The following is a 22,230-nucleotide window of genomic DNA, read 5'->3' as shown; positions in this document are numbered from 1 at the left end:
GATGCGATGAACACCCAAGACATTGCGGGCGCCCTTTGGCAAGCCATGGAGGACGGACGCCACATGCCGTCGGAATGGGCCGGGAAGTTCTCCCTGCAGCAGGGCTACGAAGTGCAGCTGGCCTTGTTGCACAAGCGCCTGGCCAGGGGCGAGCGGCAGACGGGCTGGAAGGTCGGCCTCACCGCCGAGGCCATGCGCGTGCAGCAGCAGGTGCACGAGCCCTGCTTCGGCTATCTGCTGGAAAGCGGCCGGCATGCGAGTGGTCAGGCCTATCGTTTTTCCGAGCTGATCGCGCCCGGCTTCGAGAACGAGCTGTGCCTGACCATCGGCAAGACGCTGCGCGGACCCGGCGTGAGCCTGGAGGAGGTCGCAGCCGCCGTGACGCATGCGGCACCGGCCCTGGAGATCGTGGAGGTTCGCGGTCCGTTCGCCGGCAACCTGGCGCTGGCGATGGCGGACAACGCGCAGCAGAAGGCCTATGTGACGGGGGCGGCCGTGCCGCTGACGGCCGACAACCGCGACCTGGCCGGCGCCAGCGTGACGGTGCAGGTCGACGGCGCCGTCAGCGAGACGGCCTCCGGCTCGGCGGTCATGCAGGGCGGCGGGCTGCTCTCGGTGCTGTGGCTGGCGAACAAGCTGGCCGAATTCGGGCTGGCGCTGGAGGCCGGGATGCAGGTGATGTCCGGCTCCTTCACGCGGCAGTACCGCGCGTCGCAGGGCATGCGGGTGCATTCCTCGTTCGACCGCTTCGGCACGGTCGCCGCGAACTTCATCTGAAGCAAGAGGTCTCCATGGATCTGGGAATCAAGGGCAAGACGGCGCTGGTGTGCGCCGCGAGCAAAGGGCTGGGCCGGGCATGCGCGTTCGCACTGGCGGAAGACGGCGCATCGCTCACCATCGTGGCGCGCGGCGCGCAGGCGCTCGAGGCCACCGCCGACGAAATTCGCGAGGCAACGGGCGTGCACGTGCGCACAGTGGCCGCCGACGTCACCACGGTGCAGGGGCGGGCGCTCGTCCTCGAGGCCTGCCCCGCGCCGGACATCCTGGTGACCAATGCCGCAGGCCCCAAGCCGGGCGACTTCCGCCAATGGACGTGCGACGACTGGATGGTGGCGCTCAACGCCAACATGCTGACGCCCATCGAGCTGATCAAGGCGACGGTGGACGGCATGATGGAGCGTGGCTTCGGCCGCATCGTCAACATCACCTCGTCCTCGGTGAAGGCGCCCATCGACATCCTGGGCCTGTCCAACGGCGCGCGCAGCGGGCTCACCGGTTTCGTGGCGGGCCTGGCGCGGCGCACGGCGCATCGCAACGTCACCATCAACAACCTGCTGCCCGGCTCGTTCGCCACCGACCGCCTGCGCGCCACGGTGGAGGCTGCCGCGGCCGGGTCGGGTCGCTCGTTCGAGGCCGAGCAGACCGAATGGCAGGGCCGCAGCCCGGCCGCGCGCTTCGGCGATCCGATGGAGTTCGGCCGTGCCTGCGCCTTCCTGTGCAGCGCCCATGCCGGCTACATCAACGCACAGAATCTGCTGCTCGACGGCGGGGCCTATCCCGGGACCTTCTAGGCGAAGCGCCAGCACCGTTCAAAAGGAACTCACTTGAGCGACCCCCAACGACAACAGGGCAGGCAGATCGTGTCTGCCACCGGCATCGAGAAGCGCTTCGGCGCGCTGGACGTGCTGCGCGGCATCGACCTGTGCGCGCACGAGCACGACGTGGTCACGCTGATCGGCGCCAGCGGCTCGGGCAAGAGCACCTTCCTGCGCTGCCTCAACCTGCTCGAAGTGCCCGACGCCGGCACCGTCGCCATCGATGGCGAGGAGATCCGCATGCGCCGTTCGCCGGCAGGGCAGGCGAGCCCTGCCAGCAAGAGCCAGGTGAACCGGTTGCGCGCGGGCATCGGCATGGTGTTCCAGAACTTCAACCTGTGGAGCCACATGACCGTGCTGGAGAACGTGGCCATGCCGCCCATGAAGGTGCTGGGGCTGTCGCGCCGCGAAGCGACGGAACGGGCCGAAGCGCTGCTGGCGAAGGTCGGGCTCGGCGACCGGCTTCGGCACTATCCGGCCCACATCTCCGGCGGCCAGCAGCAGCGCTGCGCGATCGCCCGCGCGCTGGCGATGGAGCCCAAGCTGCTGCTGTTCGACGAGCCCACGTCCGCGCTCGACCCCGAGCTCGTGGGCGAGGTGCTGAAGGTGATCCGCCTGCTGGCCGAGGAGGGGCGCACCATGGTGATGGTCACCCACGAGATGGCGTTCGCACGCGAGGTCTCGACCGAGGTCGCCTTCCTGCACAAGGGAAAGATCGAGGAACGCGGGGCCCCGGCCGACGTGTTCGGCAACCCGCGCAGCGAGCGTTGCCGCAAGTTCCTCGACAGCGTTCTGTAGCCACGACATCACGAACCAAGAACTGGAGACGAAATGAAGAAATGGTTGTTCGCAGGCCTGCTGGCCGCGTGCTCCGTCGCCGCCATGGGGCGCGAGATCAAGGCCGGGGTGCAGTGCACCTATCCGCCCTTCAACTACCGCGATGCATCGGGCGAGCTGAAGGGTTTCGAGATCGACATCGCCCGCGAGATCGGGCGGCGGATGAACGCCAACGTGCAGTTCGTCTGCCTGGGGTTCGACGGGCTGATTCCCGCGCTGCTTTCCAGGAAGATCGACATCGTCGCCTCGAGCCTCTCGATCACCGAGACGCGCAAGAAGAGCATCGATTTCTCCGTTCCCTACCGGGCCTCCACGGCGCGCTTCGTGGGCCGCAAGAACGGGGGGCTGCTCCCGATGAAGCCCGACAACACGCCCAACGCAGGCGCGCTCAAGGGCAAGGTGGTGGGCGTACAGCGGGCCACCACGAACGACAGCTACCTTGCGGGCGAGTTCTCCGGCGTCGAGATCACGCGCTACGACTCGGCCGAGAACATGCTGCTGGACCTCGTGGCCGGCCGCATCGACCTCATGCTCGTGAGTCCCATGAAGGTTCGCACCGACTTCCTGGAGAAGCCGGAAGGGCGCAACTACGAGTTCGTCAGCCCCGAGATCGAGGCGCCCAAGTACCTGGGCGAAGGCGTGGCCGTCGGCTTGCCCAAGGGGGCCACGGCGCTGCGCGACGAGATCAACGCGGCGCTCAAGGGCATGTTTGCCGACGGGACCTTCAAGGCGATCAACCAGAAGTACTGGAGCTTCAGTGTGCTGCCCGCGGTCTGGCACTGACGCCGTCGCGCCACCGAATCCGCTCACTGATTGCTGACGACACCATGGACATGTTCAACGGCTGGGGGCCGACCATCGCGCAGGGCGCCTGGACCACCGTGGAGGTGGCGCTGGTGTCGTCGGTGTTCGGCATCGCGCTGGGGCTGCTGGGCGCGGCGGCCTGCCTGTCCCGCTTCAAGGCGGTGCGCTGGCTGGCCGAGGCCTACATCACGGCGATACGGGGCATCCCGCAACTGCTGCTGATCCTGATGGTGTACTTCGGCAGCACGGTGGTCTTGAGCCGGCTGCTCGCGCTGGTCAGGCCCGACGCGGGCATGGTCGAGATCCCGCCGTATCCGGCGGGCGTCTTTGCACTGGCACTGATCTTCGGCGGCTACGCCTCGGAGGTGTTCCGCGGCGCGCTCACGGCCATTCCCCGCGGGCAGGTGGAGGCCGGCATGGCCGTGGGCATGGGCACCCTGCAGATCTTCTTCGTGATCCAGTGCCCGCAGATGCTGCGGCTGGCGCTGCCGGGCCTGGGCAACATCTGGATCTCGACGCTCAAGGACACCTCGCTGATCTCCATCGTGGGGCTGAGCGAGCTGATGAAGGCCTCCGAACTGGCCACCAGCGACACGCGCCGCGCCCTGTTCTTCTACCTCAGTGCCGGCGCCATCTACCTCACGCTGACCGTGCTGAGTTCGCTCGTGCTGCATCAGCTCGAGCGCCGCGGCGCCCGCGGTGAAAGGACGGCCTGACCATGGATGTCGAACTCATTGTCGAGAGCCTTCCGGTGCTCTGGCAGGGCGCGCTGCTCACGCTGGAGCTCTTCGCGATCACGATGGTGCTCGCGACGCTGCTGGCGGTGCCGCTGGCCATCGTGCGTGTCCAGAAGGCCTGGTGGCTGCGCTGGCCCGTCGAGGTGTTCTCGCAGGTCTTCCGGGGAACGCCGCTGCTGGTGCAGATCTTCATCGTGTACTACGGCATTGCCCAGATCGATGCGGTGCGCGACAGCTGGGCCTGGCCCTACCTGCGCAAGCCGTACTGGTGCGCCGTCATCACCTTCGTGCTGAACACGACGGCCTACGCCGTGCACATCTTCCGCGGGGCGATCCAGGCGGTGCCGCACGGGGAGGTCGAGGCCGGCCAGGCTTTCGGGCTGTCCTTCGGTGCGCTGTACCGCCACGTCATCCTTCCGCGAGCGATGCTGCTGGCGCTGCCGGCCTACGGCAACGAGGTGATCAAGACGATCAAGCGCACGTCGCTGGCCAGCGCCATCACGCTCTCGGAACTGACGGGCGTGGCCAACACCCTGGTGGCGCGCACCTTCGCCCCCTACGAGATCTTCATTGCGGCCGGGTTGATCTACCTTGCCTTCGCGTTCGCCGCCAACCACCTGGTGCGGCGGCTGGAGCACCGCATGTCTCGCCATCTTCGCCACTTGCCGGCGCAGCACGGCACCGGGCCCATGCCCACTTGATCCAGGAGACCGCGTGTCCACTTCTTCCGTTCCCGAGTCGGCGATGGCCGAATTCCTCGCCTTCGCCCATGGGCTGGCCGACGCCAGCGGCGCCATCCTGCGCGAGAACCTGTACAGCCGCAGGGGCTTCGAGTCCAAGGAGGACGACAGCCCCGTCACCGTCGTGGACAAGCATGTCGAGCAGACGCTGCGCACGCTGATCCGCCACCGCTATCCCTCGCACGGCATCCTCGGCGAGGAGTTCGAGGGCCAGGACCTCGATGCCGAGTACGTCTGGGTGCTCGACCCGATCGACGGCACCAAGGCCTTCATCACGGGCATTCCCATCTACGGGACGCTGATTTCGCTGGCGCGCCACGGCACGCCGATCATCGGCGTGATCGACCATCCGATCACCAACGACCGATGGGCCGGGGCGCAGGGCCAGCCGTCCACCTTCAATGGCCAGCGCATCCGCAGCCGCGAGTGCCCGTCGCTGGCCGACGCGCTGGTGTCGTGCAGCAACCCGGAGCCCTTCGGGCCGCGCGAGCGCGAGGCGTTCGAGACGCTGCGCAGCGCCGCCAAATGGTGCGTGTACGGATCGAGCTGCTATGCGTACGGCTGCATCGCCAACGGAACGATCGACATCGGCATCGACTGCGGCCGCCACCGCGAGGTCGACTACTGCGCCCTGGTGCCGGTGATCGAGGGCGCCGGCGGCGTCATCACCGATTGGGAGGGGCGTCCGCTCACGATCTACTCCGGCAACCGGCTGGTCGCGTCGGGCAACCCCCGCCGCCACGAGGAGGTCCTGCGCATGCTTGCGGGCGCCTAGCGCGGGCGACCGGGCCGTATATTCGAAGGCCGCCGCAGCCTGTCCGGCACGGGCGGCATGGAGATCTCGTATGCCGCGGCACTTCAACTACCCGACCTGGAGTTCGCTCTCGCTGGACCGCAGCGGCTCCGATCCGCTGCACGTCCAGGTGTTCGAGCAGATCCGCCAGGCCATCGTGCAGGGCCGGATCTCCAAGAACTCGCGGCTGCCGCCCACCCGCCAGCTGGCCACGGAACTCGGCGTGTCGCGCAACACCGTGGTGCTGGTCTACGAACGGCTGCTGGCCGAGGGCTATGTCAGCGGCCGTGTCGGGGCGGGCACCTACATTGCCGCCGTGCTGCCCGAGGAGCGCAGCGCGCCGGCCGGCACGCCGTTGAATGAAGCCGTCACCGCGCCGGCGCCCAGGCACATCTCGCGGCGTGCACAGGCGATGTCCGAACTGGCGCTGCCGCCCGAGCGCAATGCCACGTTCGACCTCAGCCCGACCGTGCCCGCGCTCGACCAGCTGCCGTTCGAGCAGTTCGCCAAGGTCTCGTCGCAGTACTGGCGCTCGGCGCCGGCCGCGGAGCTGGGCTACGGCTCGCCGATGGGGCTGCCCGAACTGCGCCAGCAGATCGCGGACTATGTGGGCGAGGCACACGGCATTTCCTGCCTGCCGGACCAGGTGCTCGTGGTCGACGGCACGACGCAGGGCTTCGTGCTGGCAGGCCAGGTGCTGACCGACCACGGCGATCGCATCATCGTGGAAGACCCCGGCTACATCACGCGGCTTGCCGCCTTGATGGGCTTCGGCGCGGACCTGGTGCCCGTGCCCATCGACCTGCAAGGCCTGGACAGCAGCCGGTTCGACAGCCATGCGCCCGACGCGCGGCTGATCGTGGCGTCACCCACCAACCAGTTCCCCTTCGGCAGCACGATGCCGCTGGAGCGGCGCCTCTCGCTCCTGCAGTGGGCGCACGAGCGCAATGCCTGGGTGATCGAGTACGACTTCAACAACGCCTTCCATTTCCGCGGCAGGCCGCTGCCTCCGCTGGCGGCGCTGGACCACGGGGGGCGGGTCATCTACATCGGGAACTTCAACCGTTCCATCTCGCCCGCGCTCAACCTGGCCTACCTGGTGGTCCCGCCCGACCTGGCGGACGCTTTCGCCTGCGCCACGCAGATCTTCTCGTTCAAGGCCTCCATGCCGACCCAGGGCGTGGTGGCCGACTTCATGGCGAGCGGGCAGCTGGCGGCCCACATCCGGCGCATGGGCGTGCGCTATCGCGAACGCGCGCAGCTCATGGAGCACTGCTTCAGGACGCTGGTGGGGCGCGATTTCGAGCTGTCGACCACCGGCTCGGGGCTGCACCTGTCGGCCATCTCGCGCACGCCGATCGACGATGCGGCGGTCTCCCAGGCGCTGCTGGCGCACCGCATCGACGTGCCCGCGATCTCTGCCTATTGCCTGAGCGAGCAGGTCCGCACGGGCTTCGTCTTCGGCTTCGGCAACACGCCCGCCGAGCGGATCGCCCCGGCGTTGGCGCTCTTTGGCAGTGCGGTCGCGAACGCCTGAGCATCGCCACTGCCCTTCAATTGTTTCGAATCCGTGAACACCGCGGTTCGTTTTGCTACGGGTTTTTACCTAGATCGAGGCGCACAATTCATCTCACGGACCAGCCCTCAAAGCTGATCTGGGTGAACAGGGCCCCGAGCGAGGTGGCCGCCCTCCGAAAAAGAACAGAGGGGCGGTGACCCACCCAAGACCGGTTCGACATCCGAAGCAAGAACTTGAACTGAATTGAAGAAGGAAGAAATCCAAATGACCGCCTCGAAGATCCTCTCCGCCGTTGCTGTTGCCCTGATGGCCGTTGCCGGCGCCGCCCATGCCGAAAGCTATGAAGGCGTGCATCAACTGACCTCGGCCGCCAGCCGCGCCGATGTCGCCGCCCAAGCCGTCGTGGCCGCACACAGCGCCAACCCCTACGCCACCGGCGCCAACGCAGGCCCTGCGCAAGTGATCGTGTCGACTGCCAGCCGCGCCGCCGTGCGTGCCGACGCTGTCGCCGCCGCACACAGCGCCGACCCGTACGCCGAAGGCGCTTCGTCGGGCGTGGCCCCGATCGTCGCCAGCACCGTCGACCGCGCTGCGGTTCGCGCCGCAGCCCGCGCTGCTGCCCACGGCGACGCACTGCCGCTGTAAGCAACAGCCCGAATGCTTCGCCGACGGGATCGGCGAACGTTCCAGGTCTTCATGAAAGCCGGCCCTGCCAACGCAGGGTCGGCTTTTTTCATGGGCCATGACCGTGAATTCTTGGCCGAAAGTCACATTGCCTTGGCCTTGCGCATCCCTCATGATTTGGGCGCGGGAGGGATGGCCGCCAGAGCGCATGCTTTCGCATTAATGCATCGCCGTGGTGCGGACACGCGAGAATCGAGCGTCGTTCCGACCGCGAAAAAATGAAAGCACATCCGTCGCCGACCAAGCGACGACCCACTACGCATGGCCCTCACTCTCGACCCCGAAGACACGCGCGGACGCATCCACGACCTGGTGTGGAGCGGCTTCCATGCCGATGCCGACATCGGCTGGATGATCACCGACGAGTACCTCGATCCGGATGAGCTCACGCCCGAGGACCGCGCCTGGATCAAGGCCGAAACCACGCGCGCCTGCGCCGCCAAGCGCGCCGCCGAGGCGCAGTGGCCCGCGCAGACCGAGTACGACCGGCTCGAGGCGGTGTTCGCGCAGCTGCGCAGCGAAAAGATCATCGCCCTGCACCGCGCGGGCAACACGCTGTCCGACGGGCACGACGATGTGCGCGAGCAGTGGCGTGCGGCCGGGCGGCTCGAGTCCGGCATCCGCGGCTGCTGCTTCTATCACGCACAGGACCTGGACGGCGCCGTGCGCAACGGCCGCCTGTACCTCGCCTTCAGCGGCGGCATGATCCCCGAGATCGCGCAGCGCGAAACCAACACCGTCGTGGTCGGCCGCCGCATCGTCGAGCTGCTGCGCGACGCCGGCTTCGGCGCGCAATGGAGCGGCAACATCAACGAGCGCATCGAAGCCGACCTCGGCCAATGGCGCAAGCGAGGCCCCGCCGCGTGAGTGCGCACGCCTGGCAGCCGCCGCGCCGCATCGACGCGATCGACTTCTGGCTGCGCTCGCGGCTGCTCGCCACGGCCCACGCCCTGCGCGAAACCCTGCGGCCCTCGGCCCGGCGCTGGCCCACAGGCCAACACGCACTGGCCGACGCGCCGGTGCTCGCGCAGTACCGAACTCCCTTGTGGTCCGACGGCCGGGCCGATGAATTCCCGCTGGTCGCCGGCAAGGTGCACAACCTGCGCGTGGCGCGGCCGGCCTTCGACGCCATCGAGGTGCCGGCCGGCGAAGTGCTGAGCTTCTGGCGCCAGCTGGGGCGACCGGGCGCCGGGCGCGGCTTCGTGGTCGGGCGCGAGGTGCGCGGCGGCTGCGTGGTGCCGACGCTGGCCGGCGGGCTGTGCCAGCTGTCGAACGCCCTGGCCACCGTGGCCGTGCGCGCGGGCTTCGAGCTGGTCGAGCGCCACGGCCACACGGCGCGCATCGAGCAGGCGGATGCGCCGGACAGCGATGCCGTCGATGCGACGGTGTTCTGGAACTACGTCGACGTCAAGCTGCGCGCCCGGCACGCCTGGCGGCTCGAAGTGGCGTTGACCGACACCGAGCTCGTGGTGCGCATCCGCGCGCGCACGCCGCGGGCGGTGCCGGCCGAGCCCGTCACGCTGCGGCGCGCGAACGACGACACGCCCACCGCGCTGCCGCTGGCGCGCGGCTGCCTGAGCTGCGACCAAACGGCGTGCTTTCGCCACCGTCCGCCGGTCAATGCCGGCGCCGAAGGGCGCACCGCCGTGCTCGTCGATGGCTGGACGCCGGAGTTCGCACGCCACCTGCGCGAGGCGCATCCGCAGGCGCAGCGCATGCAGCCCGTGCCGCTGCGGCTCGCGTTCTGGCGCGTGCCTGCTGCGGGGTGGCATCGCGAGCCCGTGACGAACGAACCGGTGACCACGGCGTGGGCCGCGAGCCTGCGCCGCGCCGTCTGGCAACGGCTCTGGGCGCGGCAGGCGGGTCGGCGCCAGGCCAGCCTGATCGACGGCCAGCGCTGGCTCGCGCAGGCTTTCGCCGCGCGGCTGGCGCCTGCGCACACGCACCTGGTGGTCGAGCAGTCGCTGCTGCCGCACCTGCAGCGCCTCGGCGCGCTCGACGGGCGCCGCATCACCGTGCTGGCCAGCGCATTGCCGATGGCCGACATTGAAAAGAAGCTCGATGCCGCCTCGCAGCGCTGGCCCGGCGACGCCACCTTGCGCGACTTCCGCGCCGATGCATCGCTGGTGCGCGACGAGGCGCTGGCGCTCGCGCGCGCGGCGGTCGTTGTCACGCCGCATGCTGCAGTGGCACAGGCCATGGCGCAGTACGCACCGCAGGCCGCGCTGCAGCGGCTCGACTGGGCGCTGCCGCAGGCGAAGGCCACGCACGGCAAGCGCGAAGAACCACCGCTCGTCGTGTTCGCCGCGAGCGCACTGGCGCGCAAGGGCGCGCGTGAACTTGCTGCCGCGCTGCAAGGCTGGCCGTGCCGCCTGCGCGTGCTGGGCGCGCCCTCGGACGACGCGCAGCTCTGGCAGGGCATCGAATCCATTGAACACATGAACTGGCAAGGCGACGTGCTGGCCGGTGCAAGCGTCGTCGTGCTGCCCGCGCACGTCGAGCACGCACCGCGCGCCCTGCTGCGCGCCGTGGCGGCCGGCGTGCCCGTGGTGGCATCGACGGCCTGCGGCCTGGCCGGTGTGCCGGGCGTGCACGAGGTCGCACCCGGCGACATCGACGCACTGCGCACCGCCTTGCAGCAGGCCGTCCGCCTGACCTGAACGGAGAACAACCTCGTGGCATCGATCGAACAGGCCCGCGCGGCCCTGGCTTCCCATGGCGCGCTGGCGCTGCAATCCGCCGCCGAGCACTGGCATGGCGAGCTGGCCTTGCCCGCCGCCCTCGTCACCTTCTACGAACAGGTCGGCCCGCTCGGCGAGTGGGTCAACGAGCGCGTGGGCTACGCGGGCCTCACGGTGCCGACCACCGGCAACCCGTTCAGCATTCCCGCGCTCTCGCGCCTGTGGCAGCTGCAGGCCGGCTACCGCTGGCACGGCATCACCGGCGAGCGCATCGCCGACTGGCCCGACCATTGGCTGGTGGTGGCCGACCAGGGCGCCGATCCGTTCATCTTCGACCTGCGCACCGGCGCGATCCAGTTCGCGATGCACGGCACGGGCGCCTGGGAGGAAGACGAACCGCTCTTCGCCGACATCTTCGAGATGGCCGCCTGCCTGGGCACCATCGGCCAGGTGTGGGACGAAGCGGGCGACGCCATCTTCACCGACGAGGACGACTGCGAGGTCGACCCGGTGCACCGCGCGCGCCTGGTCGAGCGCCTCGTGCCGCTGCTGGGCAGTGCGGCGGCGGCCGAAAACGTCGTCGACGTGTTCGGCTGGTAAGGGAAAAAGAAAAGAAGACACATGAGCATCGACCTGCAGACCCTCAAATGCGGCGAGTGCGGCAGCAGCGCGCTGCGCCGCACCGGCCTGAACGAATACACCTGCGCGCACTGCGGCTCGATGTCGCTGGTGGAAGACGACGTGTCCGACCGCCTCGAGCGCGTGCTGCAGCAGGTCAAGCACCACGCCGGCCAGCAGATCGCCGCCGAACAGGCGCTGCGCCAGAAGCAGATGGTGCGCACGATCGGCTTCGTCGTGATCGGCTTTCTCGGCGTGGCGGTGGCCGTCCAGGTCGCGATGCTGCTGTTCGGCTCCGGCAAGCGCAGCGATACGCCTTCGGTGGCGCGCGCGATCGTCGAGCGCACCATCGCGACCGACGGCCTGAAGCTGTCCGAGCCGCGCCAGGTGCTGGTCGGCGAGCGGCCGAAGCTCTTGGTGCTGGCGCGCAACGAGACCGGCCGGCCGCTCGAACGGCCCGGCCTGAAGGTGGGGTTCCACGACGGCGACACGCGGCTGAACGAGCGCAGCGAATCTCTGCCGATCGACGTGCTGATGCCCGGCGAGTCCGCGCCCGTGCTGGTCGACCTGCCCTCGGGCCAGAACGTCACGCGGCAGGAGGTGACGGTCGAGAAGCTGTCCGAACCGCGCAGCGCCGCCGAGGGGCCGCGCCTGGCGTTCTCGCGCGTGCGGCTGGTGCAGCAGGGCGAGCGCGTGCGCCTGGTCGGGCGCCTCGTGCATGCGGGCGCCGCCGGCGCACCGGCGTTCGGCAGCATCGAGGCGCTGGTCACGCTGTACGACGACGCGGGCCAGGTGATCGGCGTCGGTCGCGGCCATGCGCCGGGATCCGAGCTGGCGCCCGGCGCACGCACGGCGATCGATGTCGACCTCAGCCGCTTCGGCCGCGGCGCCGCCATCGCGGCGTGGGACTACCGCATCGGCTACCGCACGGTCACGCCCTCGGGCGCGCGCACCACGGTGCTGAGCGCCGACCGCGTGATCCGCACGGCCGGTGCGCCCGAGGCCTTCCACCCCGACCTGCGGCTGGGCACCGAAGACCTGCTGGCCGACGACAGCGAGCGCTTCGACCCGCGGCAGCTCGAACTGCTGCCGCTGGTGGCGGGGCGCAGCACGATCCAGCGGCCGCTGTTCATGACCGAGCTGGTGAACCGCAGCACCGACGCCATCGCCATTGCGCCCGGCGCCGTGATCTCGCGCTTCGGCGGCAGCACGGCCGACGGCACCACGCGCCTCGACGCGCTGGCCTATCTGTACCCGGGCGAGCGCTTTCCGGTCCTGCTGGAGCCCAAGGCCGTGGACCGCATCACGCAGACCCGCGTCGAGTGGAAGCCGATGCGCCGCGCCGCACTGCCCGGCCCGCGCAAGCCGCTGGAGGTGCAGGTGACGGGCACCCAGGCCGGCACCGGGAGCGTGCTGCTCAACTTCAGCCAGCGCTTCACCTACAAGAGCGTGGAGGTCACGGGCACGGTGAAGAACCCCGGCACGGCCATCGCGGCCAAGGTGCGCCTGTGGGTGAGCCTGCGCGACCGCAACGACCAGCTGACCGGCTTCAAGCTGATCGAGAACCTGCCGGCCATCGCGCCGGGCGAGAGCGTGCCCTTCCAGGTCCACGTGACGCAGCACGGGCGCGATTTCGCGAGCGTCGCGACGCTATACCAAACCGAATAGCCCCGCGCGTGACGGCATCGGGCGGTTCGCGCCATGATCGCGCCATGATTCCGCTTTCGATCCTCGACCTTTCCCCGATCACCGAAGGCAGCGATGCCGCGCAGTCGTTCCGCAACTCGCTGTCGCTGGCGCAGCACGGCGAGAAGCTGGGCTACACGCGCTACTGGCTGGCCGAGCACCACGGCATGCCGGGCATCGCGAGCGCGGCCACGGCCGTGCTGCTGTCGCACGTGGGCGCGGGCACCTCCACCATCCGCATCGGCGCCGGCGGCGTGATGCTGCCCAACCACTCGCCGCTGGTGATCGCCGAGCAGTTCGGCACGCTGGAGTCGCTGTACCCGGGACGCGTCGACCTCGGCCTGGGCCGCGCGCCCGGCTCCGACCAGCGCACCGCGCGCGCCCTGCGGCGCAACCTGGAGTCGGACGCCGACCAGTTCCCGCAGGACGTGATGGAGCTCATGGACTTCATGTCGAAGAACCCGCAGCAGGCCGTGCGCGCCGTGCCCGGCGCGGGGCTCGAGGTGCCGGTGTGGATCCTGGGCTCGAGCACCTTCGGCGCGCAGCTGGCGGCGCACCTGGGGCTGCCGTATGCCTTTGCCTCGCACTTCGCGCCGCAGCAGATCATGCAGGCCATCCAGATCTACCGCGAGACCTTCAAGCCTTCGGCGCAGCTGCAGAAACCGTACGTGATGCTGGGCTTCAACGTGTTCGCGGCCGACACCGACGCCGAGGCCGAGTTCCGCGCCACCTCGTGGCAGCAGGCCTTCGTGAACCTGCGCAGCGGCCGCCCGGGGCGCCTGCCGCCGCCGGTGGAAAACTACCGCCAGAAGGTCGGCCCGGCCGAGAACGCGTTGCTCGACTCGGTGCTGTCGTGCTCGGCGGTGGGCTCGGTCGAGACCGTGAAGCAGGGCGTGGAAGCGTTCGTGGCGCGCACCGGCGCCGACGAACTCATGATCACCTCGCAGGTGTTCGACCACGCGGCCCGGCTGCGCTCGTACGAGCTGCTGGCCGAGGCCTTCGGTCAGAAGAAGTCGTAGAGGCTAGGCCCGCTTGCGGGCTTCCTCGTCCACGAGGTCTTTCTTCGAGAGCTTGCCCACGGCGGTCTTGGGCAGCTCGGCGCGGATCTCGAGCGCGCCGATCATCTCGTGCTTGCCCAGGCGGTTCTTCAGGAAGGCCTTGAGCGCGTCGAGCGTGAGCGCGTCTGCGCCGTCCTTCAGTTTCACGAAGGCCTTGGGCGACTGGCCGCGGTACTCGTCGGGCACGCCGATCACGCAGACCTCGGCCACCGACGGGTGCTCGTACACCGCCTCCTCGAGCACGCGCGGGTACACGTTGTAGCCGCCGCACAGCAGCATGTCCTTGGTGCGGTCGACGATGTAGAGGTAGCCGTCGGCGTCCATCTTCGCGACGTCGCCGCTGCGGAAGTAGCCGTCGGCGGTCATCGACTCGGCGGTGGCCTTCGGGTTGTTCCAGTAGCCCTTCATGACGTTCGGGCCCTGCACGCACAGCTCGCCGGGCTCGCCGAACGCGGTCACGTCCTTCGTCGGGTCGTCCAGGCTCACGAGCTTGATGCGCACGCGCGGCAGCGGCATGCCGCACGAGCCGGCCTTGCGCACGCCGCGCGCGGGCGTGAAGGTGCCCACGGGCGAGGTCTCGGTCATGCCCCAGCCTTCGTTGAGGTGGCAGCCGGTGAGTTCGAAGAAGCGCTGCTCCACCTCCACCGGCAGCGGCGCGCCGCCCGAGCCGCAGAACTTCAGCGAGCGCAGGTCCATCTCCTTGGCCTTGGGGTGCGCAAGGATGGCGGTGTACATGGTCGGCACGCCGGGGAACACGCTGATCTTGCTGGCCGCGAGTTCGTTCATCACCGCGTCGACATCGAAGCGCGTGTGCAGCACCAGCGCCGCGCCCAGACGCACGCCCAGCAGCATCGCGGCGCTGAGCGCGAAGATGTGGAACAGCGGCAGCACGACCAGGAAACGCTCCTTGCCTTCGTCGAGGATGGGCGGCTCGCCGCGTGTCGATTCGTAGTACTGCGCCGAGGCCGACGTGAGGTTGGCGTGCGTGAGCATCGCGCCCTTGGGCAGGCCGGTGGTGCCGCCGGTGTACTGCAGCACGACGATCTCTTCGGCCAGGTCGCCCAGCGGGTAGGTCTGGTGCGTGCCTTCGCTCTTGAGCAGATCGGTGAAGCGCACGTGCCGGTCATCGGTGGGCACCGGTGCGATCTGGCCGGCACCCTGCAGCTGCGCCTGCACCTTGTCGCCCGCCGCGCCGTAGTCGCCGAGGCTGCCGACCACCAGCGTCTTCAGGCGCGAGCTGTCGAGCAGGCGCGCCATCAGCGGGTACAGGTTCACGAGGTCGAGCGTGACGAGGATGTCGGTGCGGCTGTCCTCGATCTTGTGGGCCAGCACGCGCTCGGCGTCGAGCGGCGAATAGTTCACCACCGTGCCGCCGGCCTTGAGCACGGCGAAGAAGGCGATCGGGTAATGCGGCGTGTTCGGCAGGTACAGGCCGACATGCACGCCCGGCTTCACGCCCAGGTCCTGCAGGCCCTTGGCGGCGCGGTCGACCGCCGCGCCGAGCTGGGCGTAGGTGAGGACCTGGCCCATGAACTCCACGGCCGAATGGTCGGGCCAGCGCGCGACCGCTTCGTCGAGCATCTGCTGCACCGGCTTGACGGGCAGGTCGGCGTCCCAGCGCATGCCGGGCGGGTAGTTGCGCGTCCAGGGGGTGGGGTCGCCAGAGAGGGAAGGGGTCGCCATGCGTGTGTCTCCGCTTTGTTTCGGGGCACTGTAGCGCCGGCCTTTCGCATCGTGGAGTGGCGGCTGACAAGCCGGCGACACGGGTTTTCCCGATTTCCCACACGCCGGATGCCCCTGTCGCCGGGCTGGGACAATGGCGGGCTTATGGCAAAACAACGGATCGTGGTCGGGCTGAGCGGCGGGGTGGACTCCGCGGTCACCGCGCACCTGCTCAAGCAGCAGGGGCACGAGGTGGTCGGCATCTTCATGAAGAACTGGGAAGACGACGACGACAGCGAGTACTGCTCGTCGAACATCGACTTCATCGACGCCGCCAGCGTGGCTGACGTGCTGGGGATCGAGATCGAGCACGTCAACTTCGCCGCCGACTACAAGGACCGCGTGTTCGCCGAGTTCCTGCGCGAGTACAAGGCCGGCCGCACGCCCAACCCCGACGTGCTGTGCAACGCCGAGATCAAGTTCAAGGCCTTTCTCGACCACGCCATGCGGCTGGGCGCCGAGAAGATCGCCACCGGCCACTACGCCCGCGTGCGCCTGAACGAGGCCACGGGCCGGCACGAGCTGCTCAAGGGGCTCGACAACTCGAAGGACCAGAGCTACTTCCTGCACCGCCTGAATCAGGCGCAGCTGTCGAAGACGCTGTTCCCGGTCGGCGAGCTGCACAAGACCGAGGTGCGCCGCATCGCGGAAGAAATCGGCCTGCCCAACGCGAAGAAGAAGGACTCGACCGGCATCTGCTTCATCGGCGAGCGGCCGTTCCGCGACTTCCTGAACCGCTACATCTCCAAGGAGCCGGGCCCGATCAAGGACGACCGCGGCCGCAAGCTCGGCGAGCACCAGGGCCTGAGCTTCTACACGCTGGGCCAGCGCCAGGGGCTGGGCATCGGCGGCGTGAAGGAAAAGGGCGCCCAGCGCGGCGCGGGCGACCATTCGCCCTGGTTCGTCGCGCGCAAGGACGTCGAGAAGAACACGCTGTGGGTGGTGCAGGGGCACGACCATCCGTGGCTGCTGTCGTCCGAACTGAAGGCCGACGACGCGAGCTGGGTCGCCGGCGAGGCGCCCACCGCGGGCGCCTACGGTTCGAAGGCGCGCTACCGGCAGGCCGATGCGGCCTGCGAACTGTCCGAGGGCGCCAACGGCGCCTTCAGCCTTCGCTTCGGTGCGCCGCAATGGGCGGTCACGCCGGGGCAGTCGGCCGTGCTGTACGACGGCGAGCGCTGCCTCGGGGGCGGCGTCATCGTCTGAGCCGGCTTCAGCGGGGCTGCCGCACGCTGTCTTCGGTGTGGATCAGTGCGAGCGGATGCCGCTTGCCGGCGAGGTAGTCCTCGACGCAGCGCAGCAGCAGCGGGCTGCGATGGCGCGCCACGCTGGCGCGGATCTCGTCCACGGTCATCCACAGCGTGCGCACGATGCCTTCGTCGAGCGCACGGCCTTCCTCGCGCGCGCCCAGTTCGCCGGTGAAGGCAAAGCGCATGTAGGTCACGTCGGGCTGCTCGGCCGAGCGCGCCATGTACACGCCCAGCAGCGCGGTCGGCGTGAAGGCGTGGGCTGTTTCCTCGAGCGTTTCGCGGATGCAGCCGTCCTCGGGCGACTCGCCGGGGTCGAGGTGGCCGGCGGGGTTGTTGAGCTTCAGGCCGTCGTCGGTCTGCTCTTCGACGAGCAGGAAGCGGCCGTCTTGCTCGATCACCGCGGCCACGGTGACATTGGGTTTCCAGCGTGTGGGCATCGTGGGCGCGAGTCTATCGGCATCTCGGCTATCGCACGACATAGCCGCTGAAGCGCCAGATGCGGTCGGCGTCGAGCCGGAAGCTCACCCGTTCGCGCAGCGTGCGCTCGGGCGTGTTGCCGAAGCGGGTCTCGTACTCGACGCTGACGTACTGGCCGGCCGCATCGGCGTCCGGGTCGCTCACGACCTGCCGGTGCACGGCCACCCAGGTGCGTTGCTGCGGCCCGCCGAGCGGGGCGCGGCTTTTGGCCACCTTGCTGGCGAAGTCGGTGCGGGTGATGCGCTTGCGGGTGGCGGGCGTGGCGCCGTCCCACAGCTCGCCGGCCTCGTTCCGGTCGATCATCTGGATCGCCTGCAGTCCGCCGCGCACCATGTCGCTGGCCTCGACGTCTTCAGCGAGGGCGGGGAACAGGCCGCTGCACAGCAGGAGCAGTGCGGCCAGGAGGAGCCGGGGCATGGGAAAGGGCACTTGTTCGGACGGAACAAGTTGGAGGCCGACGGGGAGGAGGGGTTCCCCGCCCGGCCTGCCGGGGCGTGCGCTCAGCGCGCGTTGGAAGCTGCAGCGGCGGGCCGTGTGTCGACCTCGATGGTTTCCAGCCGGTAGCCCAGACCGTACACGGCCAGCAGCAGGAAGCCATTCGAGGGGCGCAGCTCGAGCTTGGTGCGCAGGCGCGACACGTGGGTGTCGAGCGAGCGCGACAGCGCCTCGACGCCCAGCCCCCAGACCGCCTCGTGCAGGTGCTCGCGCGAGAGCAGGCGCCCCAGGTTCTGGAACAGGAAGAGCGCGAGTTCGTACTCGCGGTTCTTCAGTTCGACCAGCTCGCCGTGGACCCGGATGGTGCGCGAGGGCGGAAAGAAGTGGTACGGGCCGAACACCATTTCGGGCTCGTTGCGCGAGGGGTAGGCGCGGCGCAGCAGGGCGTTGATGCGGGCTTCGAACTCGATCGGGCGCAGCGGCTTGGCCATGAAGTCGTCGGCACCGACATTGAGGCCTTCGACCATGTCGCTGTCGTCGTGGTGCTCGGTCACGAACAGGATCGGCATGCGGCTCTTGTAGTCCTGCCGGATCGTCTTGACGACGTCCGGGCCGTTCATGTCCGGCAGGCGCCAGTCGAGGACCAGCAGGTCGAAGGTCTCGCGGCGCATGGCGTGCAGCAGCGCCTTGCCGGCGGCGTACGTGTGGCACTCGTGACCGAGGCTCGCCATGGATTGGTTGATCAACCGGAGTTGGTCCGGCTCGGTGTCGAGTACTGCAATGCGCATTCCATTCCCTTGTTCCGCCCTGTGTGGACCTCTATGTGTCCGCAATATGAATCGAAGTGTATCTATCCGCGTCTGAAATCATTGCTGTGAATTGCTATTAATTCACGCAAATTGATTTTATGTATGTGGTTCAATTGCTAATTGAATCCAATTGGTGTTAGTTGATTGCAATCTAGAACCAGAGCGAGCGAAGGCGCCACAAGCGCTTCTGCGGCGGTCACCCGTGTTTCCCCCGGGGTCGTACCGGCCGCCAATTTGCTATCAATTAAATAGCTACATGTGCAGTGCCTGCGGGCGTTGAGCAGCAAAAAGAACGCGGCATTCTGGCGACAGGTGTGCTTGTAATCTTGCTGTAAGCTCTGCCCGCAATCCGTGCTGCCCCTTCCCCCTGAGGAGAACTCTATGTTGATAGGCGTGCCTGCCGAGACAGCGGCTGGCGAAACCCGAGTGGCCGTTACACCCGAAACGGTGAAGAAACTGGTGGCCTCCGGGCATACCGTGCGTGTGCAGGCCGGTGCCGGCATTGCAGCCAGCGTCACCGACGCGGCGTACCAGACGGCAGGCGCCGAGATCACCGATGCGGCCGGGGCGCTCTCCGCCGACATGGTGCTCAAGGTGCGCACGCCCAGCGACGCCGAGGCGGCGCAGCTGAAGGCCGGCGCGGTCGTCATCGGCATGCTCAATCCTTTCGACGCGGCCGGCCTTCAGCGCCTGGCCGCCGCAGGCGTCACGGGCTTCGCGCTCGAAGCCGCGCCGCGCACCACGCGCGCCCAGAGCATGGACGTGCTCAGCTCGCAGGCCAACATCGCCGGCTACAAGGCCGTGATGATTGCGGCCGACAGGTACCAGCGCTTCTTCCCCATGCTGATGACCGCCGCCGGCACCGTGAAGGCCGCCCGCGTCGTCATCCTGGGCGTGGGCGTGGCCGGCCTGCAGGCCATTGCCACGGCCAAGCGCCTGGGCGCCGTGATCGAGGCCTCGGACGTGCGTCCGAGCGTCAAGGAACAGATCGAGTCGCTGGGCGGCAAGTTCATCGACGTGCCCTACGAGACGCAGGAAGAGAAAGACGCGGCCGAAGGCGTCGGCGGCTACGCCCGTCCGATGCCCGCCAGCTGGCTCACGCGCCAGCAGGCCGAGGTCGCCAAGCGCGTCGCGCTGGCCGACGTGGTCATCAGCACCGCGCTCATCCCGGGCCGCGCCGCGCCCACCCTCGTCACCGAGGACATGGTCAAGTCGATGAAGCCGGGCTCGGTGATCGTCGACATCGCGGCCGGCAAGGGCGCCGACGGCATCGGCGGCAACTGCCCGCTGTCGGAGGCCGACAAGACCGTGGTCAAGCATGGCGTGACCATCGTCGGCGAAACCAACCTCGCGGCGCTGGTGGCCGCCGACGCGTCGGCGCTGTATGCGCGCAACGTGCTCGACTTCCTCAAGCTCGTCGTCACGAAGGAAGGCGCGCTCAAGATCGACCTCGAGGACGACATCGTCGCCGCCTGCCGGGTCACGCAAGACGGCCAGGTCACGCGCAAGTAAGAGCAGGCTGCCTTCCATGAACCGCACCATGCTCCGCGCGAAGCTGCATCGCGCCACCGTGACCGAAGCCGACCTGCACTACGAAGGCTCGTGCGGCATCGACGAGGACCTGCTCGACGCGGCCGACATGCGCGAGTACGAAAAGATCGAGCTGTACAACGTCAACAACGGCGAGCGCTTCTCGACCTACATCATCAAGGCGGCGCGCGGTTCGGGCGCCATCTCGCTCAACGGCGCGGCGGCGCGCAAGGCGCATGTGGGCGACCTGCTCATCATCTGCACTTACGCCCCCATGACCGAGGCCGAAGCCGCCGACTACAAGCCCAAGGTGGTGCTGCTTGGCGATGCCAACCGCATCAACGAAGTCAAGAAGCTCTGACAGGGCACGCAAGATCGAACGAGGAGAACACAACACCATGGAAATCGTTTCGCACACCGTCATCAACCTGACCATCTTCGTGCTGGCCATCTACGTCGGCTACCACGTGGTCTGGACCGTCACGCCCGCGCTGCACACGCCGCTCATGGCCGTGACCAACGCCATCTCGGCCATCGTGATCGTGGGCGCCATGCTGGCTGCCGCGCTCACCACCACGCCGCTGGGCAAGACCATGGGCGTGCTCGCCGTGGCGCTGGCCGCGGTGAACGTCTTCGGCGGCTTCCTGGTCACGCGCCGGATGCTCGAGATGTTCAAGAAGAAAGACAAGAAGGCCGCCCCGAAGGCCGCAGAGGCAGCACAAGGAGTGGCCAAGTGAGCATGAACCTCGTCACGCTGCTGTACCTCGTTGCCAGCGTCTGCTTCATCCAGGCCCTGAAGGGCCTGTCCCATCCCACCACCTCGATCCGCGGCAACATCTTCGGCATGACCGGCATGGCGATCGCCGTGCTGACCACCATCGCGCTGGTCCACGGACAGGCGCGCGCCCTCAACGTCGACTTCACCACCGGCATCGCCTGGGTGCTGGCCGCCGTCGTGGTCGGTGGCGGCCTGGGCGCCTTCATGGCCAACAAGGTCGAGATGACCAAGATGCCCGAGCTGGTCGCCTTCATGCACAGCATGATCGGCCTGGCCGCGGTGTTCATCGGCGTGGCCGCGGTGGCCGAGCCCTGGGCCTTCGGCATCACGGCCGCGCCCGTGGCGGCGGTCGTCGGTGCGCGCACGCCCGACGGCGCGGTCCTCTTCGAGGGCTTCGTGCGTCATGCCATTCCCTACGGCAACCGGCTCGAGCTGTTCCTGGGTGCGGCCATCGGCGCCATCACCTTCAGCGGCTCGGTCATCGCCTTCGGCAAGCTCTCGGGCAAGTACAAGTTCCGCCTGTTCCAGGGCGCGCCGGTGCAGTTCTCGGGCCAGCACATGCTGAACCTGGTGCTGGGCCTGGCGACCATCGCCCTGGGCCTGGTGTTCGTGGCCACCGAAAGCTGGCCGGCGTTCTTCGCCATGCTGGCACTGGCCTTCGTGATGGGCGTGCTCATCATCATCCCGATCGGCGGCGCCGACATGCCGGTGGTGGTGTCGATGCTCAACAGCTACTCGGGCTGGGCGGCGGCCGGCATCGGCTTCAGCCTGAACAACGCGATGCTGATCGTGGCCGGTTCGCTGGTGGGCTCTTCGGGCGCGATCCTGAGCTACATCATGTGCAAGGCCATGAACCGCTCGTTCTTCAACGTGATCCTGGGCGGCTTCGGCGGCGAGGCGACCACCGCCACCGACGGCGCGAAGGAACAGCGCCCCGTGAAGAGCGGCAGCGCCGACGACGCGGCCTACATGCTGTCCAACGCCGAGACGGTGATCATCGTGCCGGGCTACGGCCTGGCCGTGGCGCGCGCCCAGCACGCCGTGAACGAACTGGCCGAGAAGCTCACGCACAAGGGCGTCAACGTGAAGTACGCCATCCACCCCGTGGCCGGCCGCATGCCGGGCCACATGAACGTGCTGCTGGCCGAGGCCGAGGTGCCCTACGACCAGGTGTTCGAGATGGAGGACATCAATGGCGAGTTCGCGCAGGCCGACGTGGCGATCATCCTGGGTGCCAACGACGTGGTGAACCCGGCCGCGCTCACCAAGGGCACGCCGATCTACGGCATGCCGATCCTGGAAGCCTACAAGGCCAAGACCGTCATCGTGAACAAGCGCTCCATGGCCGCTGGCTACGCGGGCCTGGACAACGAGCTCTTCTACATGGACAAGACCATGATGGTCTTTGGCGATGCGAAAAAAGTAGTGGAAGATATGGGCAAGGCCATCGAATAGGCCGAAGGTCCGTGCCCGCGAT

At 68.5% G+C, this 22,230-nt stretch carries 23 protein-coding genes; 19 read left to right on the top strand and 4 right to left on the bottom strand.

Annotation, left to right across the window (positions count from 1 at the left end):
- Positions 1-6 precede the first annotated feature (6 nt).
- The 14 genes from AC1RL8_RS26405 to AC1RL8_RS26340 all read left to right on the top strand — a co-directional run bounded on the left by AC1RL8_RS26405 (position 7) and on the right by AC1RL8_RS26340 (position 13,713).
- Positions 7-777 carry a 2-keto-4-pentenoate hydratase gene (locus AC1RL8_RS26405; RefSeq protein WP_492686668.1) on the top strand — a complete coding sequence of 257 codons (771 nt, stop codon included), beginning with the start codon at positions 7-9 and terminating at the stop codon, positions 775-777.
- A 14-nt stretch (positions 778-791) separates the two neighbouring features.
- Entirely contained in the window at positions 792-1,571 is a 780-nt protein-coding gene (locus tag AC1RL8_RS26400) for an SDR family oxidoreductase (protein WP_492686669.1), read from the top strand.
- Between the two features lie 33 nt (positions 1,572-1,604).
- On the top strand, positions 1,605-2,393 hold the full coding sequence (locus AC1RL8_RS26395) for an ABC transporter ATP-binding protein (RefSeq protein WP_390347160.1): 789 nt from the start codon (positions 1,605-1,607) through the stop codon (positions 2,391-2,393).
- A 33-nt stretch (positions 2,394-2,426) separates the two neighbouring features.
- Positions 2,427-3,215 carry a transporter substrate-binding domain-containing protein gene (locus tag AC1RL8_RS26390; protein ID WP_095950686.1) on the top strand — a complete coding sequence of 263 codons (789 nt, stop codon included), beginning with the start codon at positions 2,427-2,429 and terminating at the stop codon, positions 3,213-3,215.
- Between the two features lie 44 nt (positions 3,216-3,259).
- Positions 3,260-3,952, top strand: a complete 693-nt coding sequence (locus AC1RL8_RS26385) for an ABC transporter permease (RefSeq protein ID WP_062480466.1) — start codon at positions 3,260-3,262, stop codon at positions 3,950-3,952.
- A gap of 2 nt (positions 3,953-3,954) precedes the next feature.
- Entirely contained in the window at positions 3,955-4,674 is a 720-nt protein-coding gene (locus tag AC1RL8_RS26380) for an ABC transporter permease (protein ID WP_062480468.1), read from the top strand.
- 13 nt (positions 4,675-4,687) lie between these two features.
- Complete coding sequence (locus tag AC1RL8_RS26375; protein WP_206167823.1) at positions 4,688-5,488, top strand: inositol monophosphatase family protein; 801 nt, start codon at positions 4,688-4,690, stop codon at positions 5,486-5,488.
- 70 nt (positions 5,489-5,558) lie between these two features.
- Complete coding sequence (gene pdxR / locus AC1RL8_RS26370; protein ID WP_492686671.1) at positions 5,559-7,043, top strand: MocR-like pyridoxine biosynthesis transcription factor PdxR; 1,485 nt, start codon at positions 5,559-5,561, stop codon at positions 7,041-7,043.
- Between the two features lie 246 nt (positions 7,044-7,289).
- The gene (locus AC1RL8_RS26365; protein WP_062480474.1) at positions 7,290-7,670 is read left to right on the top strand and encodes a hypothetical protein; all 381 of its coding nucleotides are present in this window, start codon (positions 7,290-7,292) and stop codon (positions 7,668-7,670) included.
- A gap of 300 nt (positions 7,671-7,970) precedes the next feature.
- The gene (locus AC1RL8_RS26360) at positions 7,971-8,576 is read left to right on the top strand and encodes a DUF6891 domain-containing protein (RefSeq protein WP_070063409.1); all 606 of its coding nucleotides are present in this window, start codon (positions 7,971-7,973) and stop codon (positions 8,574-8,576) included.
- Positions 8,573-10,369 carry a VanW family protein gene (locus AC1RL8_RS26355; RefSeq protein WP_492686672.1) on the top strand — a complete coding sequence of 599 codons (1,797 nt, stop codon included), beginning with the start codon at positions 8,573-8,575 and terminating at the stop codon, positions 10,367-10,369. Before AC1RL8_RS26360 ends, AC1RL8_RS26355 begins: the two co-directional genes overlap by 4 nt.
- 15 nt (positions 10,370-10,384) lie before the next feature.
- On the top strand, positions 10,385-10,990 hold the full coding sequence (locus AC1RL8_RS26350; RefSeq protein ID WP_492686673.1) for a hypothetical protein: 606 nt from the start codon (positions 10,385-10,387) through the stop codon (positions 10,988-10,990).
- 21 nt (positions 10,991-11,011) lie between these two features.
- The gene (locus tag AC1RL8_RS26345) at positions 11,012-12,676 is read left to right on the top strand and encodes an FxLYD domain-containing protein (protein ID WP_492686674.1); all 1,665 of its coding nucleotides are present in this window, start codon (positions 11,012-11,014) and stop codon (positions 12,674-12,676) included.
- A 44-nt stretch (positions 12,677-12,720) separates the two neighbouring features.
- On the top strand, positions 12,721-13,713 hold the full coding sequence (locus tag AC1RL8_RS26340) for an LLM class flavin-dependent oxidoreductase (protein WP_390347148.1): 993 nt from the start codon (positions 12,721-12,723) through the stop codon (positions 13,711-13,713).
- 3 nt (positions 13,714-13,716) lie between these two features.
- Here the strand turns inward: AC1RL8_RS26340 and AC1RL8_RS26335 are convergent, their stop codons facing one another.
- Positions 13,717-15,435, bottom strand: a complete 1,719-nt coding sequence (locus AC1RL8_RS26335) for a long-chain-fatty-acid--CoA ligase (protein WP_492686675.1) — start codon at positions 15,433-15,435, stop codon at positions 13,717-13,719.
- A gap of 144 nt (positions 15,436-15,579) precedes the next feature.
- On the opposite strand from AC1RL8_RS26335, the gene mnmA reads away from it, so the two are divergent.
- Positions 15,580-16,680, top strand: a complete 1,101-nt coding sequence (gene mnmA, locus AC1RL8_RS26330; RefSeq protein WP_159273579.1) for a tRNA 2-thiouridine(34) synthase MnmA — start codon at positions 15,580-15,582, stop codon at positions 16,678-16,680.
- A gap of 7 nt (positions 16,681-16,687) precedes the next feature.
- On the opposite strand, the gene AC1RL8_RS26325 is transcribed toward mnmA, so the two are convergent.
- From AC1RL8_RS26325 to AC1RL8_RS26315, 3 genes are all read right to left on the bottom strand, one after another.
- Complete coding sequence (locus tag AC1RL8_RS26325; protein WP_070063403.1) at positions 16,688-17,161, bottom strand: NUDIX hydrolase; 474 nt, start codon at positions 17,159-17,161, stop codon at positions 16,688-16,690.
- Between the two features lie 28 nt (positions 17,162-17,189).
- Positions 17,190-17,618, bottom strand: coding sequence for a DUF4019 domain-containing protein (locus AC1RL8_RS26320; RefSeq protein WP_492686676.1), 429 nt, complete (start codon positions 17,616-17,618; stop codon positions 17,190-17,192).
- Positions 17,619-17,701: 83 nt separating this feature from the next.
- On the bottom strand, positions 17,702-18,424 hold the full coding sequence (locus AC1RL8_RS26315) for a response regulator transcription factor (protein ID WP_062481504.1): 723 nt from the start codon (positions 18,422-18,424) through the stop codon (positions 17,702-17,704).
- Positions 18,425-18,826: 402 nt separating this feature from the next.
- Between AC1RL8_RS26315 and AC1RL8_RS26310 the strand changes: the two genes are divergently transcribed.
- From AC1RL8_RS26310 to AC1RL8_RS26295, 4 genes are read left to right on the top strand one after another with little or no spacing between them, the layout of a single operon-like run.
- Positions 18,827-19,957, top strand: coding sequence for a Re/Si-specific NAD(P)(+) transhydrogenase subunit alpha (locus AC1RL8_RS26310; RefSeq protein WP_139702225.1), 1,131 nt, complete (start codon positions 18,827-18,829; stop codon positions 19,955-19,957).
- A 16-nt stretch (positions 19,958-19,973) separates the two neighbouring features.
- A complete protein-coding gene (panD, locus tag AC1RL8_RS26305) occupies positions 19,974-20,336 on the top strand; it encodes an aspartate 1-decarboxylase (RefSeq protein WP_062481508.1) in 363 nt (120 codons plus the stop codon).
- A gap of 37 nt (positions 20,337-20,373) precedes the next feature.
- Positions 20,374-20,712 (top strand): NAD(P) transhydrogenase subunit alpha part 2, encoded by a 339-nt coding sequence (locus AC1RL8_RS26300; RefSeq protein WP_056584236.1) that lies wholly within the window; start codon positions 20,374-20,376, stop codon positions 20,710-20,712.
- Positions 20,709-22,208: an NAD(P)(+) transhydrogenase (Re/Si-specific) subunit beta gene (locus AC1RL8_RS26295; protein WP_492686677.1), complete on the top strand. Its 1,500-nt coding sequence runs from the start codon at positions 20,709-20,711 to the stop codon at positions 22,206-22,208. Before AC1RL8_RS26300 ends, AC1RL8_RS26295 begins: the two co-directional genes overlap by 4 nt.
- Positions 22,209-22,230 lie beyond the last annotated feature (22 nt).

It is taken from the genome of Variovorax sp. GW822-FHT04E09 (assembly GCF_058800845.1).
Note: the sequence above shows the minus strand (reverse complement) of the source record. Positions and strands in the feature narration are given on the sequence as shown.